The organism is Sporomusa termitida, from assembly GCF_007641255.1.
Lineage (GTDB): Bacteria > Bacillota > Negativicutes > Sporomusales > Sporomusaceae > Sporomusa > Sporomusa termitida.
Window position 1 is genome coordinate 2370412 of the sequence record NZ_CP036259.1, and the last position, 15776, is coordinate 2386187.

The window sequence follows — 15776 nt, forward strand, 5'->3', positions numbered from 1 at the left end:
ATAAACGCTGAAAATCAGTGGAAAACTGTTACTTTCCGGTCATTTTGCCGCTTTAACAGCCATCGATATTTCTCCGGTTATTAAAAATAAAGAAAACCCGGCTGGCGCCGAGCCTTGGGCGAAAGCGTAAGCCGATGTTGTCCTTAGCCAGGGAAAGTTATACTTTCTATCCTGAAAAATAGCATTTTTCATTCTTTGCTGGTGCCGTTGTAACGGCATTACTGCCTATCAGGATAAAAAACCTGACTTGAGCCAAGTCAGGTTTTGTCCTTACTTATTATACATTAAATAACAGGTCACCATAGGTTGGGAAGGGCCATACTTCTTTGTCTACCAGAGTTTCAAGCGTATCGGCAACCTCGCGCAGGGGACTCATCTTCTCAAACACGTCAAATCTGAATAAGGCGGCTTGGGCATAGGTGTCACCATGAGCATTATCCGCTTTTGCCACAGCTTCTTCCAGGACCGCAATATTCTTCTTGAGGGCGGCAGTTAAGGAAGACACTTCTGTTAATAGTTCGGTTTGCGCCGTTACATCGGCCGCCACACCGGTAGCCTTGATGGTGTTGATTGAACCAGCCAGGTTAGTGGCAAATTTAATCACGGCCGGCAGTATCTCCCGTTTGGCCATCTCTATCATTGTCAGGGCTTCAATGTTGATGGTCTTGATATAATTCTCAAGCAATATTTCATAGCGGGATTCCATTTCCACTCTGCTTAAGACTCCATGTTTTTCCATTACGGCCAGGTTCTTTTCCGCAATCAGGGCTTTAATGGACTCGACAGTGGTTTTTATATTCGGCAAGCCCCGTTTATCCGCTTCCGCTACCCATTCATCGGCATAACCGTTACCGTTAAATACTACATTCTTATGCTTGGTTACATATTCACTAAGAATTGTTTTAACTTCAGCCTTTATATCCTTGGCGCTTTCCAGTCTGTCGGCAACTTCGTTCAACACTTCCGCCACAATTGTGTTTAAAATATAATTCGGTTCGGCAATCGACGCGGAAGAGGGAACCATTCTAAATTCAAACTTGTTACCGGTAAAGGCAAAGGGGGAGGTTCTGTTTCTGTCGGTTGCATCCTTGGGCAGGGCCGGCAGGGTAGTAACCCCGATTTCCATCTGGCCGCCAGTCTTAGAGCTTGTTGCGCCGCCATTTTCAATTTGCTCGAGAATGTCTTGTAATTGCTCGCCTAAGAATATTGATATGATAGCAGGAGGAGCTTCATTAGCACCCAGACGGTGATCATTGCCCGGGTTGGCTGCTGACACGCGCAGTAAGTCGGCATAAACATCGACAGCTTTTATGACCGAACACAGGAATACAAGAAATTGCTCATTGTCATGGGGAGTATGACCTGGCTCAAGCAGGTTCAGGCCATCATCGGTACCCATAGACCAGTTATTATGTTTACCGGAACCGTTAATGCCGGCAAAAGGTTTTTCATGCAGCAGGCACACCAGGTCATGGCGTAAGGCAACTTTTTTCATCGTATCCATGGTAAGCTGGTTGTGATCTGTTGCAATATTGGTGGTAGTAAAAATTGGGGCTAATTCATGCTGTGCCGGCGCAACCTCATTATGTTTTGTCTTGGCGGAAATTCCCAGTTTCCAGAGTTCTTCGTCCAGTTCCTTCATGTACGACGAAATTCTTTCTTTAAGCGAGCCGAAGTAATGATCTTCCAGTTCCTGGCCTTTGGGCGGTTTGGCCCCAAACAGGGTCCGGCCTGTAAATATCAGGTCTTTTCTTTGGGCAAAGGTGTTTTTATCAACAATAAAATATTCCTGTTCCGGCCCGACTGTGGTAATAACTTTATTGGTTGTTGTATTGCCAAGCGCTTTTAATACCCGCAGGGCTTGTTTTGACAGAGCTTCCATGGAGCGCAGCAACGGTGTCTTTTTGTCCAATGCTTCTCCTGTATAGGAGCAGAAAGCAGTAGGAATACATAGTGAGCCGTCTTTTATGAAGGCCGGTGATGTGCAATCCCAGGCCGTATACCCTCTGGCTTCGAAGGTTGCTCTAAGACCACCGGAGGGGAATGAAGACGCATCCGGCTCGCCTTTGATCAATTCTTTGCCGGAAAATTCCATGATAACCTTGCCATCTGCAGTTGGCGATATAAAGGAATCATGTTTTTCGGCAGTGATGCCGGTCATTGGCTGGAACCAGTGAGTAAAATGGGTGGCCCCTTGTTCCAGAGCCCAGTCTTTCATTGCACTGGCGACTACATCGGCAACGGCCGGATCTAAGTGCAGCCCCTCTTCAATTGTCTTCTTTAAGGCTTTGTAAGTGCCTTTGGGAAGACGTTCTTTCATAATAGCAGCATTAAAGACGTTGGCACCAAAAATTTGACCTAGATTGCTCATCCAAAAAAACCCCTTTCAATTTACAGTAGTTAATGGTGTAATATTTTGGTTGTTCTCAATAAACTATCAATTAATAAAAATAAACCTTTGCCAATACAAATAAAAAAAAGACTCCCCCTACATAAATGCAGAGAAGTCATCATTGACTCAGGTATTATTTAAATATGTTTATATTATAGCATAAAAAAGCAATTTGTCTAGGGATTAAATAACATTAAAAATATTTTTTCTGCCATTCCTTAGTACTATGGCTACGGCAGCTTGTCATCCCGTTTGGGGGCAATAAAAAAGATGGACAGAAATATTACGGCTATTCCCCCCAGGATAAAGGGAGTTGTCAACAGCTCGCGCGGCAAATATTCATATAAGCCATAAACACCAAAGCAAATAAATACAAGGGCGGCAAACCATTTAACCAGCCGTTCCGGTATCTTTTTGCCTAAGACCACACCAATAAGAATGCCGATTGCATTAGCAATCATCATGCCGGCCGTTGTTCCCAGCCAAACCGGGATCATTTCATTAGCAAACCGGGTTTTTGACAGTTGAATAATACCAAAAACGCTGGAAGCCTTGATTTAGGCTTATTTTTTTGTCAAAATCCCCACTTATATATTGCGTGATATAGCGTGATGTGGTATAATATAAGTAGTTTGGGGGTCTGCTTATGCGATTGAAAGTATCACGTTCCAAAAATTCCGCCTCCCTTTATGTCACAAAAACAGTTTATGTTGATAAAAAAGAAAAGACCATTACCGTTGAAAAGCTTGGCACGGAAAAAGAACTCCGGGAAAAGCTCAATGGGCAGGATCCTTATGTGTGGGCAAAAGCGTATATTGATAAATTAACTAAAAAGGAAAAAGAAGCAGCTGGACATATCTTTATAAAGCGATCCCAGTCCAAGCTTATCCCTAAAGGGGACCAGGTATCCTTCAATGGTGGCTATCTTTTTCTCCAACAGTTGTACCATGACTTAAACCTTCATCATATTTGCCGCTCTATTTCTGAACGCTATAAATTTTCGTTTCCCCTTGATTCGATTCTCTCAAGGCTGGTTTATGGCAGAATTCTATTTCCTGCCTCTAAGCTCAATACCTGCCAGCTTTCCAAGACGCTTCTGGAACAGCCTGATTTTGAAATCCAGCATGTTTACCGTGCTCTTGAAGTCATTGCCAAAGAATCCGATTTTATTCAAGCTGAGCTTTACAAAAAATAGCCTGGCTGTCTCAAAACGCAATGATACAATTCTTTACTACGACTGTACCAACTATTTTTTTTGAAATTGAGCAGGAAAGTGGCGATAAACAGTATGGCCCTTCCAAAGAAAACAGGCCCAATCCGATTGTGGAAATGGGACTGTTTATGGATGGGGATGGCATTCCCCTTGCTTTTGCATTCACAGCGGCAACACTAATGAACAACTTACCCTACAGCCGTTAGAAAAAAAGATTCTTACGGATTTCTCTCTGGCTAAATTTATTGTTTGTACGGATGCCGGACTCTCTTCCATCGATAATCGCAAATTCAATGACAAGAAAGACCGTGCCTTTATTACCACTCAGTCTGTGAGAAAGCTGAAAAAACATCTCAAGCAGTGGGCTTTAGCTACAGAGGGCTGGTCTCTGCCTCAGGTAAGGGGAGCGTTTGATATTTCCCAAATAGCTCAGTCCGAAGAGGCCAAAGAAAACTATCAGAACGCCACCTTCTACAAGGAGCGCTGGATAAAAGAAGACGGTTTAGAGCAGAAGCTCATCGTTACTTTCTCTTTCAAATACCAAAACTACCAGCGATGTATCCGAAGCCGGCAGATAGAACGCGCCTGTAAACTGCTTGAATCAAATCCTTCCTCATTAAAAAAACACCGCCAGACTGATTGTAAGCGTTTTATCTCAAGGACAAATGTGACAACTGAAGGTGAAATTGCCAAAAATGAATTCTACACTATCGATCAGGAAATCATCGCAAACGAAGAAGCTTATGATGGCTTCTATGCCGTCTGCACAAATCTCGAAGAGGATGCTCCTGCTATTACTAAGATCAATCACAAGCGTTGGGAAATAGAAGAATGTTTTCGCCTGTTAAAATCCGATTTCAGGGCAAGACCGGTATATCTTAGCCGGGATGACCGGATTAAAGCACATTTTACAACCTGTTTTTTAGCACTAACAATCTACAGATATCTGGAAAAAAGGGTAAAAGAAAATTTTACAAGCACCGAAATCATTAGCCAGCTACGGACCATGAATTTTTATTGCGTTCCTGGAGAAGGGTATGTTCCCACTTATACCAGAACCGATTTTACCGATGCTCTACATGAGACTTTTGGCTTCCGTACCGATTATGAGATTGTAGGTACAAAGCAAATGAAAAAAATTTTAAGTCTACAAAAAAAACAATAAAAGGTACGCATTTTTTTTTTTTTAGCTTCTTAAAATAGTCTGAAACGCCTTATATACAAGGCGTTTCAGACTATTTTTATCTCCCAACTGTCAAAGATGGGATTATAGCATAAAAAAGCAATTTGTCTAGGGATTAAATAACATTAAAAATATTTTTTCTGCCATTCCTTAGTACTATGGCTACGGCAGCTTGTCATCCCGTTTGGGGGCAATAAAAAAGATGGACAGAAATATTACGGCTATTCCCCCCAGGATAAAGGGAGTTGTCAACAGCTCGCGCGGCAAATATTCATATAAGCCATAAACACCAAAGCAAATAAATACAAGGGCGGCAAACCATTTAACCAGCCGTTCCGGTATCTTTTTGCCTAAGACCACACCAATAAGAATGCCGATTGCATTAGCAATCATCATGCCGGCCGTTGTTCCCAGCCAAACCGGGATCATTTCATTAGCAAACCGGGCTGCTAACGCCACCGTAGCGAGCTGGGTCTTATCCCCCATTTCGGCAATAAAAAAAGCGATGGTTACTGTCCAGAACGGACTGCGGCCTGTATCCCGGTCTTCGTCCTGTAATTTATCGCCCCGGATTGTCCACAAGCCAAAGATAATAAAAGAGCCGGCGGCAGCAATCTGAACATACTGCAAGGGAATAAACAGGGTAATATAACTGCCGACAATGACAGCAAATAAATGGTTAAGGATTGTGGCCGCAAAAACACCCCACATGACCGTACGCCAGGGATAACGGGTAGCAAAAGCCATCCCCAGCAATTGCGTCTTATCGCCCATTTCCGCCAGTATTACAATAGTTAGTGCCGTAAAAAATGCCGTCAAAGCAACTTCCTCCCCCATAAAACAGCCTTACTGGTAGTATGGACAAAAGCGGCAATATTTTGTCCGTCAACTTTACATTTTAACAGGATTAAGCTAATATGTTGGCAATAGATAAACCTTACCAGCATGGTCAGCAGCAAAACGCACACTGACAAAGCTTTACTACCTTTGAAAGGATGGATGGCAATGGAATTACAGGCAGCTATAACCAGCCGGCGTTCCGTACGAAGCTATACCACGACACAAGTTGACAGGCCAACGATCGAAAAACTGTTACAGGCGGCAATCCAGGCCCCCAGTGCGATGAATTCTCAGCCTTGGGCCTATGCGGTTATTCAAGACGCCGCTCTTCTGCAAGCGTATTCTGAGCGCAGCAAACAATTTCTTCTAACCCTGCTGGAGCAGGTGCCGAAACTGAACAAGTATAAAACGGCATTGGCAAACCCTGCATTTAATGTTTTTTATAACGCCCAATCCCTGGTTATTATTTTTGCAAAATCCCAGGATCCCCAAAATTATGAAGATTGTTGTTTAGCCGCCCAAAATCTCATGCTTACAGCCCACAGTCTAACCCTGGGAACCTGCTGGATAGGTTTTGCCCGCCCTTTTCTCAATTTGCCGGCCGTCAAGGAAGAACTCGCTATCCCCGTTGGGTTTGAAGCTGTGGCTCCGATTATTGTAGGCTACCCGCAAATCAGCAATCCGCCGGCTGCCGCCAGAAAACCACCGGAAATTTTATTTTGGAAGTAAAAAACCCGCAGCCTTGGTGGCTGCGGGTTTTTATCTGCTTTTATCTGAGTATTCATTAAGCCGAGTTCTGTTCCGCGTTAACGGTGATGATCATTTATCTTGGCCGGCAGTTGCCTGACGGCTCTAGCGACACAACCCGGAAGGATCAGCGGGCAGCTTCATCCCTTCCCTATTCGGTCTTGCTCCGGATGGGGTTTACCTAGCCAGTCGGTCACCCGACTGCTGGTGCGCTCTTACCGCACCGTTCCATCCTTACCCGGCAATGCCGGGCGGTTCACATTTCTGTGGCACTTTCCCTGAGGTCACCCTCGCTGGACGTTATCCAGCACCCTGCCCTGCGGAGCTCGGACTTTCCTCGAATATACAAGATATCCGCGATCATCTTTCCTACTCAGAAGCTGATATTGAACTATAATTTTATCATCAGTTAACACATAAGTCAAATGCTGCTAGACTTAACTACACGCCTGCCGGATTGCCTGTACCTTGGCCGGGATATCATCAGCGCCGACAATGTCGGTAACAATGGCAACGATACCGGCACCATGCCGCCTGACCTCTTTAACATTGCCCTCTTTAATGCCGCCAATCGCGACAAAGGGTAGCTGATGATTTTGGGCGACATATTCAAGATAGGTAAACCCTACCGGCTCACAAACATCTTTTTTGGTACGGGTGGCAAATACAGGACCTACCCCGATATAGTCAACACACCCCAGTGCCTCTGCCGCTTTAGCCTGCGCCGGGGAATGGGTGGACAAGCCCAGGATCATATCATTGCCAATTAACTCTCTAACCCTGGCCGGCGGCAAATCTTCCTGGCCGATGTGTACGCCGTCAGCTCCGGTCAGCAGCGCTAAATCAATATGATCATTAATAATGAAGGTAACACCGGCTTGCTGCGTGAGCTCCCGTATTAACAGACACTCTTTATACATTGATCCGGCCTTTTTATCTTTTTCCCGGTATTGGATGACTTTGATACCGGCACTAATGAGTAATTGTGCCACTTCAACATTGCTGCGGCCCAGTGAATATTCTTCGGCTGTCAAGGCATATATGTCTGTGGTTAAAAAATTAGTCATTCCCGGTTTTGGCATCATATTCCTCCTTATTGATGAAAACTCAGCCGCCATAGGCGCAGGCCCCGCTGTGTCACCATAGTTGCCAGTCTTTATAGACAGGCTGGTAATTGCGGGCATACAGCATAGCTGCCATCTCCGCGACGCTGCGTTCGTCAGATATTTCAAACTGGCCGACAGCAGCTTCTTCCGAGTGCCCGCCCACGGCGGTGCAGGACCCGGCTGACATTTTGGTAATGCCGAGTTTGAGCATATTATTACGCAAGGCAGCGCTCTCCCGTGTTGATAGTGTTATCCCCCCACGCGGCATAAACAACCGGAACGCCAGAACATACTGCACTAAATTTTTGTCACTGACAATGACCCGGGGCGGAAAACCGCCGACATGAGGCCGCATCCGCGGCGGCGACATGCTAATCTCAACATCGAGGTAGTTTCGCTGCAGGTAATCGGCATGTACCCCTGTCAGAAATGCCTCCTGGCGCCAATCACTAAGGCCCAGCAACGCCCCGATGTTAACAGCACGCATAGCGGCCTGGCAGGCCCGCTCCGGGGCATCAAGGCGGTAACGGTAGTCCCGTTTGGGTCCGGCAGGATGTAATTCGGCATAGTTTGCCTCATGATAGGTTTCCTGGTAAATGGTCATGCCGTCCACCCCGGCCGCGGCAAGCTCACTGTACTCATCGGTACTGAGAGGATATATCTCAATACTAATAGAGGTAAAATAGTCTTTTAATATCCGGACACAGTCTTTAATGTAGCCTACAGAAGAATGGTGCCGTGACTCGCCAGTAAGAATCAGGATATGCTTTAAACCGGTGGCAGCAATGGCCGCCGCTTCAGCCCGGACCTGATCCAGGGTTAGTTTTTTTCTTTCAATCGCGTTATGGGCATGAAAACCGCAGTATACACACTGATTAACACAGTAATTAGCCAGATATAGCGGTGTATAGAGTAAAATCGTATGGCCAAACTGCTGCACAGTAAGACGGTGTGCCTGCTGGGCCATAGCCTCAAGCTGCCGTTCGGCTTTAGGCGATAGTAGTGTCAGATAATCAAATACAGTTAACCGGTCTTTACTGATAACCCTTTGAATATCATCATCAGTGACCTGTTCGAAAACGGCTGCGAAATCTAAATCCCGGTATTTTAACAGTTCGTCATAAACACTCACAATATACCTCCTTCTTGCACCATGTGCTGCAGTTATTCGTGGAGAAAACCCGTCAAGGGCGACGAAGCGGCGGCATAGCCCTGGACCGCCCCCGGACCGGCGAGATAGGCCTTGCGCCCGGCCGCAACAGCCAGGCCAAAGGCTGCCGCCATGGCAACCGGATTATAGGCTGTTGCCACCGCCGTATTTACAAGCACTGCCGCCGCCCCCATTTCCATAGCTTCGGCAGCCTCGGAGGGCCGGCCGATCCCGGCATCAACAATAACCGGCAAAGACACTTCTTCAATCAGGATTTTTACCATTTCTTTGGTCTTAAGACCACGGTTCGTACCAATAGGCGCTCCCAGCGGCATAACAGCGGCGGCCCCCGCTGCCGCCAGGCGTTTTGCCGCCATTAAATCAGGACTCATATAGGGGAGTACAACAAAACCTTCGGCCGCTAAAATTTCAGTAGCTTTAATTGTCTCAATATTGTCAGGGAGCAAATAGCGGTTATCAGAAATCACTTCAATTTTAATCCAGTTGCCGCACCCGGCGGCTCTGGCTAACCGGGCAATGCGGACAGCCTCTTCCGCATTTCTGGCGCCGGAGGTATTCGGCATTACGATACAGGTGTCCGGAATGTAGTCAACTATGTTTTCTTCTTTATATTCCGGGTCAATCCGCCGTACCGCAACCGTTATCACCTGAGAACCGGAAGCGCTCACGACCTCTGGAATAAGCCGGTTATTGGCAAATTTGCCTGTTCCTAAAAATAACCGGCTGGTTAATGCTTTGCCACCGACAGTTAAGATATCTCCCGCCAAGTTTTTCGCCATTACACTCAGCCTCCTCCTACAAAAGTGACCACTTCGAGACAGTCTTCGGGTTGTAAAACAGTTGCCTGCCATTCTTCCTTTTTAACTATTTGCTGGTTATGCTCAATTACAATGACTTCAGGATTAAATCCTTGCTTACCAACCAGCTCAGCAATGGTAACACCGACCGGCATCTGCAGGTCTTTGCCATTTACCGTTAATCTCACAGGGCCTCCGCCTCCTTCATAATAATAAAAAAGCACGTCTCCCCCTACCGGGTAGTGACGCGCACAATTACACAAATTACACACGACCTCCCTCCGCAGGTATTATCCCGATCAGGTAATGGAGGTAAGAAACTTAATAGTTTCACTCTCAGCCCATAACATGAGCTCCCTCGGCCAACTAATATTTATCTGTATTCATTGTATACCAGAATTAGGCAAACCGTCAAACCCTTTTCTCGGGCAAAATACCGGCTAAACAGCTCTAACAGACTGTAAACACGTCTTTATTGGCATTATTGCCAATAACTGTAATCTTCCAAAGGTTTTTTTGGGCACAGTGCGTTAAATAGTCTGCCACCAAGCCGACTACCGGCTGTTCGGTGGCAAAATGCCCGGCATCGATAATAGTCAGACCTTCTGCGACGGCCTGCTGGGCCTCATGATATTTTACATCACCGGTAACCAGGATGTGAGCCCCAGCATTAACGGCCTGGTTAATCAGACTGGCGCCGCTGCCGCCGCATACGGCAACCCTGGAGATCATTTGTTCAGCATCAGCGCCGGCCACTTTGACAGAATTAATATGTAATGCCGTTTTTACCTGTCTGATAAATTGTTCAAGCCCCATGGGTGCAGCCAGGCAGCCCACCCGCCCCAGGCCATAAGTCTCACCTTTATTTAGCAGCTGATATTCGTCATAGGCCACTTCCTCATACGGGTGAGCTGCCAGCATAGCAGTAATGATCTGCGAACGCAAAGCTGCCGGAAATACAGTTTCCAGGCGGCTTTCGTCGACAAATTCCAGTGTTCCCTGATGGCCGAGGAAAGGCTGGGCATCAGCTAATGGTAAAAAGGTCCCTGTACCCGGGGTTTGAAAAGTGCAGTGGCTGTAATTGCCGATATGCCCGGCCCCTGCGGCTGTGATTGAGTTTCGAACTTGGTCAACATGGGTAGCAGGCACATACACAGCTAATTTATACAATTGCTCCTGATAGACATTAGTTAGCGGCCGGACTTCTTTTAAGGCTAATTTTTGCGCTAATACATCATTAACCCCGCCGCGGGCACTGTCCAGGTTAGTATGTGCGGCATATACAGCGATGCCGGCTTTAATCAGGTCAGCCAGCAGCTTTCCCTGCGGGCAATCTGTACGGATACGGGTAAGGCCTTTGAAGATCAGCGGATGATGAGCGATAATCAGGTCAGCGCCGGTGGTAATAGCCTCATTAACAAGGGGCTGATCCACATCTAAGGCTACTATTATTTTCTGTATCGGTTGCGCAGGATCACCAAGCAACAGCCCGACATTATCCCAGGGTTCAGCCAGATGCCGGGGCGCCAGCTTTTCCAGCTCTTTTAAAATATCACGGCAAATTACAGACATAACAGCTTTTCCTCCAACGCGTTAAGCTTACGGGTATATTCCCGGTATTTAGCAGATTTTACGGCGTCGTCACTCCCGCCCATAGCCAGAAGCACGGCGCGCCGCTGGCTGATCAGTTCATTAATATGCAGCCGCAATAACGGATGCCTGGACTGCCAGAGCCGTGGTCCGATCTCATAAAGGGACTGATCATCAAGAGGGCCTGCACCAGGTTCGGCCGCGATAATCTGGTATAGCTTCCCTTCTTCCTGCACCAGCTGCTCGTCAACAATCTGCCAGCCCTGGGTATGCAGCCACAGGCGGACCGGAGCGGCGGCAATCATTGGCTGTAAGATAAGGCGTTGTACCAGGCTGGTTATATCCGGACAGGCTTGCAGGATTGCAATGATATTGGCTCCGCCCATACCGGCAATGACCACGACGTCGGCCTCCCCCGGCTGAAGAACCGCCAAGCCGTTCCCCAGTCGAACCGAGATATATTGCTCCAGCTGCGCTGCCGCCACCGCATTTTGGGCTGATAAATACGGCCCGTGATGAACATCACCGGCAATTGCCCTGGCCACAATCTTCTCTTTCACAAGATAGATGGGCAAATAGGCATGATCTGTCCCAATATCGGCCATAGTCACACCGGCTGGCACCATGCCGGCAATCGTTTGTAAGCGCTGACCTAATTTCACATACAGCCCTCCTGGTAAATCATTGTTATTCTGATAGGTAGCAAAAAACCTGCGAATTAACTTCGCAGGTTTGCTGTGGTGGGCGATGACAGGATCGAACTGCCGACATCCTGCTTGTAAGGCAGGCGCTCTCCCAGCTGAGCTAATCGCCCGTGTTAATTTTGATATCGAGAAAGGAGGTTCTTCGCTACGCTCAGAACTAAGCGATTCGCACAGATTCCCGCGTCGCTGCGCTCCTAAAAATCTGGCTCTCTGCTTATCACACAGGTTCTCATTTCGTCTATCGACTCGTGAGAACCTGGTTCACTGCTTATGGTGACCCGTAAGGGAATCGAACCCTTGTTACCGCCGTGAAAGGGCGGTGTCTTAACCGCTTGACCAACGGGCCATTTGAGAGGTGGGATGCGGGAAGTTGGTGGGCCCACCTGGGATCGAACCAGGGACCAGCCGGTTATGAGCCGGCTGCTCTACCGCTGAGCTATAGGCCCTAGAGATATTAAAACAGGTTTTCCGGAGAAAGCCTGTTTTAATATATAGGAGGTTCTTCGCTATCGCTCAGAACTAAGCGATTCGCACAAGTTTCCGCGTCGCTATTGCTCCTAAAAACTTGGCACTCTGCTTTTGGCTCCTCGAGTAGGACTCGAACCTACGACCGATCGGTTAACAGCCGATTGCTCTACCAACTGAGCTATCGAGGAATATCGCCAACGTTGACTATTATAAAGCAATGTCCAGGTTACGTCAAGTAATATTTAGTTTTACTCCAGAAAATCCTTTAACTTTTTACTACGGCTGGGATGGCGAAGTTTTCTGAGCGCTTTGGCTTCAATCTGACGGATACGTTCGCGGGTAACACCAAAATATTGTCCCACTTCTTCCAGCGTCCGGGCCCGGCCGTCATCTAAACCAAAACGCAGGCGCAATACCTTTTCTTCGCGCGGTGTCAGTGTTTCCAGGACTTCTTCCAACTGTTCCTTAAGCAGCATAAAAGAAGCAGCTTCGGCCGGAGCCGGTGCATCCTGGTCTTCGATAAAATCTCCCAGGTGAGAGTCTTCTTCTTCACCGATGGGCGTCTCCAAAGATACAGGTTCCTGGGCTATTTTCATGATCTCCCGTACCCGTTCCACGCTGACATCCATAGCTTTTGCAACCTCTTCCGGTGATGGCTCCCGGCCTAATTCCTGGAGAAGCTGCCGTGATACCCGGATGAGTTTATTAATGGTTTCAACCATGTGAACAGGAATCCGAATCGTTCGGGCCTGGTCAGCAATTGCCCGGGTTATTGCTTGCCGAATCCACCAGGTAGCATAGGTACTGAACTTATACCCCTTGTTATAATCAAATTTCTCCACTGCTTTGATTAAGCCAAGATTACCTTCCTGAATCAGATCCAAAAACAGCATACCACGCCCAACATAACGTTTGGCAATACTGACTACCAGCCTTAAGTTTGCCTCAGCCAGACGGCGTTTAGCCTCCTCATCCCCTTGCTCCATACGTTTGGCCAGTTTAATCTCCTCGTCAGCAGTTAAAAGTGGTACCCGGCCTATCTCTTTAAGGTACATGCGCACAGGGTCATCAATACTAATGCCTTCAGGAATGGTGAGATCTATATCTACTTCTTCGGCCGTCGATTCAATCTCAGACAGGTCTGGGCCTTCAATCAGTTCAACATCCGGAACTTCGTCAACAATCTCAATGCCTTTATTACTAAAAATTTCATACATATCATCAATTTCATCAGGGCTCATATCTTCAGTCTGCATGGTATCCATAATTTCAGAATACGTGAGTACACCACGTTTTTTACCCTTGTGTAAAAGTTCATTGACTTGCTCACCTGAAGTACTTTTCTTATCGGCCATAGTTTTCCCCCCTTCCTCTGGCAGTTGACGGTAATAAAGCATACAGTACTTGACTATTAGTGATGTAATTTGCTAATTTCATGTTTAATTCGCTGACTTTCCGCCAATTCCTGCAGAAAGCTACTATCCCCCATGCGTTCTAATTCATCGGCCATTAGCCGGTGTTGTTCATACAGTGCGGTCAGATGTGCCAACCGGATGGTTTTAATACAGTCTTCAAGAAATTTGACCACATCATCAAATTGTATATCCATTAACATAATATGTGAAAACTCAGTCTTTGCTTTTTCAGTTAGGGTATCTACACCGGCATGGATTGTCGCCTGTGTTATATTTTTTTCCATATTATACGCAGTAAATATAAATTTAATAATCTCTTGCTGGAGTATGCCTTGTATTTCTTGTGGTGAAATCTTAGACAGAACATAAGGAATAAGCGTTAAATCATCGCACAACAGCCTGATAAGCTGTCGTTCCGCCTGCAGGGCGGCGGGAGGAATCTGCTTATACAAGAGGGCAATATTTATAGTTTTCCCTTTTTTTACATTTTTATCCTTTTTGAGTTGAACGATATACTTTGTTATCTCGCTGCGTAAAGCATTTTCATCAACTGAGAGTATCTGAGATAAACGGGTAATATGAGCGTTTACCTCAACTGAGTTATCGGCTTCCGCCAAAACAGGCACTAATTTACCGACAACAGCAATTTTTCCTTGTACTGTAGAATAATCACCCGATTTCAAAGCCCGGTCGAGTTGGTAATCCAATAGCGGTTGCGCCGAAGTAAGCAGATTATTAAAAGCAGCGGCGCCATGTTTCCTGATAAATTCATCAGGATCTTTACCATCAGGTACGGACACAATTTTAATGGCTGCTCCCAGGGCCTTAACCGTTTCCAGGGCACGAACGGTAGCATTTTGCCCGGCCGCATCACTGTCATAAGAAAACAACAGCTCGGCGTTAAGTTTAATAAGATTTCTGGCTTGTTCAGATGTGAAAGCGGTGCCCAAGGATGCTACTACATTTTTAATCCCCTGACTGTAAAGGGTGATAACATCCATATAGCCTTCGACAATAATAACCTGGCCGGAGTCACGGATATGCTTATAGGCGTGCTCAAAGCCAAATAAGACCTGCCGCTTGTTAAAAATTTCCGTCTCGGGTGAGTTGAGGTACTTGGGCTGACTATCGTCCAGAACCCTGCCCCCAAAACCAACGATACGCCCCCGCACATCAGTTATCGGAAACATGATCCGACTGCGAAACCGGTCATATACCCCATCGCCGGAAGTGCGGGCCGCCGATAAGCCTGCTTTCAGTAATATAGTAAGGGGTATACCACGTTCACAGAAGGTTAATGACAGTCTATCCCATGCCGGCGGAGCAAACCCCAGTTTAAAGAAATCAATCATTGCGGCCGTTATACCCCGGTTAGTTAAATATTCACGGGCTGCTTTGCCATAATTAGTTTTCGTCAGGCAGGCATGAAAAAAATCTCTGGCCAGCTCGTTGACCTGATATATTTTCGCAAGCTCCTGGTCACGGGCTTGCTCACGTGGCGATTTCTCTTTTTCCGGCAAAGGAATATTCATTTTTCCCGCCAGTAATCTTACGGCTTCGATAAAGGTAATATTCTCAACCTTCATTAAAAAATTGAAAACATTGCCTCCGGTCTGACAGCCAAAACAATAGAAAAAACCTTTATCAGGAGTAACTGAAAAAGATGGCGTCTTCTCGTGATGGAAGGGGCAGCAGCCCCAATAATTTTTCCCCTTCTTTTTTAGTGATACATAATCGGACACCACGCCGATAATATCACTCTCTGACCGCAATCTGTCGAGAAAATCATCGAAAACTGCATCTTTCATAAAATTCACCTTATCCTGGCAATGGCAATTCCCTGCGTTTGTTTTTGTGGGTCTGGAAATATGCAAATAGTTCCAAGCTTTGACTTTATTCTACATTAAGACAAATATTCCTGCCAGAAGGATTGCAAGTCATAAAAGTTGTTTACAAAGCCTTTCTTATCATCTTTTAATTTAATAATTATTATTCAATATAAATGACAAAATTCCTCTTTTAGATCTTGACAAGGGAGAACATTTTTGCTCATTAGAAAAACTTGGCTTGTATCAAGTCCTTAGGACGCCGACAGAAGCCGCCTGTGCCCTCTAGGGTAAAGATTTTTCTTATCCCTTAGATTAAGTATT

General features: G+C 46.3%; 12 protein-coding genes, 4 tRNA genes, 1 other RNA gene, 1 pseudogene and 1 riboswitch. Of the genes and pseudogenes, 2 read left to right on the forward strand and 16 right to left on the reverse strand.

Annotation, left to right across the window (positions count from 1 at the left end; all coding sequences use genetic code 11):
* Positions 1 to 277: 277 nt before the first annotated feature.
* Both SPTER_RS11035 and SPTER_RS11040 read right to left on the reverse strand, forming a co-directional pair.
* Positions 278 to 2371: a glutamine synthetase III family protein gene (locus SPTER_RS11035; protein WP_144350460.1), complete on the reverse strand. Its 2094-nt coding sequence runs from the start codon at positions 2369 to 2371 to the stop codon at positions 278 to 280.
* A 251-nt stretch (positions 2372 to 2622) separates the two neighbouring features.
* Positions 2623 to 2889, reverse strand: a complete 267-nt coding sequence (locus tag SPTER_RS11040) for a TMEM165/GDT1 family protein (protein ID WP_144350461.1) — start codon at positions 2887 to 2889, stop codon at positions 2623 to 2625.
* Between the two features lie 149 nt (positions 2890 to 3038).
* On the opposite strand from SPTER_RS11040, the pseudogene SPTER_RS25895 reads away from it, so the two are divergent.
* Positions 3039 to 4770 (forward strand): annotated as a pseudogene (locus tag SPTER_RS25895) (IS1634 family transposase).
* A 180-nt stretch (positions 4771 to 4950) separates the two neighbouring features.
* On the opposite strand, the gene SPTER_RS11050 reads toward SPTER_RS25895, so the two are convergent.
* Entirely contained in the window at positions 4951 to 5607 is a 657-nt protein-coding gene (locus tag SPTER_RS11050; protein WP_144350462.1) for a TMEM165/GDT1 family protein, read from the reverse strand.
* 186 nt (positions 5608 to 5793) lie between these two features.
* On the opposite strand from SPTER_RS11050, the gene SPTER_RS11055 reads away from it, so the two are divergent.
* Positions 5794 to 6357, forward strand: coding sequence for a nitroreductase (locus tag SPTER_RS11055; protein WP_144350463.1), 564 nt, complete (start codon positions 5794 to 5796; stop codon positions 6355 to 6357).
* Positions 6358 to 6398: 41 nt separating this feature from the next.
* Here SPTER_RS11055 and rnpB read toward each other — a convergent pair.
* The 13 genes from rnpB to dnaG all read right to left on the reverse strand — a co-directional run bounded on the left by rnpB (position 6399) and on the right by dnaG (position 15434).
* Positions 6399 to 6751, reverse strand: an RNA gene (gene rnpB, locus SPTER_RS11060) — RNase P RNA component class A.
* A 61-nt stretch (positions 6752 to 6812) separates the two neighbouring features.
* Complete coding sequence (thiE, locus tag SPTER_RS11065; protein ID WP_144350464.1) at positions 6813 to 7460, reverse strand: thiamine phosphate synthase; 648 nt, start codon at positions 7458 to 7460, stop codon at positions 6813 to 6815.
* A gap of 52 nt (positions 7461 to 7512) precedes the next feature.
* Positions 7513 to 8613 carry a 2-iminoacetate synthase ThiH gene (thiH, locus tag SPTER_RS11070; protein ID WP_144350465.1) on the reverse strand — a complete coding sequence of 367 codons (1101 nt, stop codon included), beginning with the start codon at positions 8611 to 8613 and terminating at the stop codon, positions 7513 to 7515.
* A 32-nt stretch (positions 8614 to 8645) separates the two neighbouring features.
* The gene (locus tag SPTER_RS11075; RefSeq protein ID WP_144350466.1) at positions 8646 to 9431 is read right to left on the reverse strand and encodes a thiazole synthase; all 786 of its coding nucleotides are present in this window, start codon (positions 9429 to 9431) and stop codon (positions 8646 to 8648) included.
* 5 nt (positions 9432 to 9436) lie between these two features.
* Entirely contained in the window at positions 9437 to 9637 is a 201-nt protein-coding gene (gene thiS, locus SPTER_RS11080) for a sulfur carrier protein ThiS (RefSeq protein WP_144350467.1), read from the reverse strand.
* Between the two features lie 71 nt (positions 9638 to 9708).
* Positions 9709 to 9819, reverse strand: a riboswitch (TPP riboswitch).
* An 80-nt stretch (positions 9820 to 9899) separates the two neighbouring features.
* Positions 9900 to 11021: a Nif3-like dinuclear metal center hexameric protein gene (locus SPTER_RS11085; protein WP_144350468.1), complete on the reverse strand. Its 1122-nt coding sequence runs from the start codon at positions 11019 to 11021 to the stop codon at positions 9900 to 9902.
* Positions 11012 to 11701 (reverse strand): tRNA (adenine(22)-N(1))-methyltransferase, encoded by a 690-nt coding sequence (locus tag SPTER_RS11090; RefSeq protein ID WP_144350469.1) that lies wholly within the window; start codon positions 11699 to 11701, stop codon positions 11012 to 11014. The genes SPTER_RS11085 and SPTER_RS11090 overlap by 10 nt, the downstream gene beginning before the upstream one ends.
* A gap of 76 nt (positions 11702 to 11777) precedes the next feature.
* A tRNA-Val gene (locus SPTER_RS11095) sits at positions 11778 to 11853 on the reverse strand.
* Between the two features lie 161 nt (positions 11854 to 12014).
* Positions 12015 to 12089, reverse strand: a tRNA-Glu gene (locus tag SPTER_RS11100).
* Positions 12090 to 12114: 25 nt separating this feature from the next.
* Positions 12115 to 12189 (reverse strand) — tRNA-Ile (locus SPTER_RS11105).
* Between the two features lie 134 nt (positions 12190 to 12323).
* Positions 12324 to 12399: transfer RNA gene (locus tag SPTER_RS11110), tRNA-Asn, on the reverse strand.
* A gap of 60 nt (positions 12400 to 12459) precedes the next feature.
* Positions 12460 to 13566 (reverse strand): RNA polymerase sigma factor RpoD, encoded by a 1107-nt coding sequence (rpoD, locus tag SPTER_RS11115; protein WP_144350470.1) that lies wholly within the window; start codon positions 13564 to 13566, stop codon positions 12460 to 12462.
* Positions 13567 to 13622: 56 nt separating this feature from the next.
* Positions 13623 to 15434 carry a DNA primase gene (dnaG, locus tag SPTER_RS11120; protein ID WP_144350471.1) on the reverse strand — a complete coding sequence of 604 codons (1812 nt, stop codon included), beginning with the start codon at positions 15432 to 15434 and terminating at the stop codon, positions 13623 to 13625.
* Positions 15435 to 15776 lie beyond the last annotated feature (342 nt).

What these genes read in the sequence shown, in the direction of transcription:
- SPTER_RS11035 (WP_144350460.1), bottom strand. Translation starts at nt 2,371, where the DNA reads ATGAGCAATCTAGGTCAAATTTTTGGTGCCAACGTCTTTAATGCTGCT.
- SPTER_RS11040 (WP_144350461.1), bottom strand. Translation starts at nt 2,889, where the DNA reads ATGATCCCGGTTTGGCTGGGAACAACGGCCGGCATGATGATTGCTAAT.
- SPTER_RS11055 (WP_144350463.1), top strand. Translation starts at nt 5,794, where the DNA reads ATGGAATTACAGGCAGCTATAACCAGCCGGCGTTCCGTACGAAGCTAT.
- thiE (WP_144350464.1), bottom strand. Translation starts at nt 7,460, where the DNA reads ATGATGCCAAAACCGGGAATGACTAATTTTTTAACCACAGACATATAT.
- SPTER_RS11075 (WP_144350466.1), bottom strand. Translation starts at nt 9,431, where the DNA reads ATGGCGAAAAACTTGGCGGGAGATATCTTAACTGTCGGTGGCAAAGCA.
- SPTER_RS11085 (WP_144350468.1), bottom strand. Translation starts at nt 11,021, where the DNA reads ATGTCTGTAATTTGCCGTGATATTTTAAAAGAGCTGGAAAAGCTGGCG.
- rpoD (WP_144350470.1), bottom strand. Translation starts at nt 13,566, where the DNA reads ATGGCCGATAAGAAAAGTACTTCAGGTGAGCAAGTCAATGAACTTTTA.
- dnaG (WP_144350471.1), bottom strand. Translation starts at nt 15,434, where the DNA reads ATGAAAGATGCAGTTTTCGATGATTTTCTCGACAGATTGCGGTCAGAG.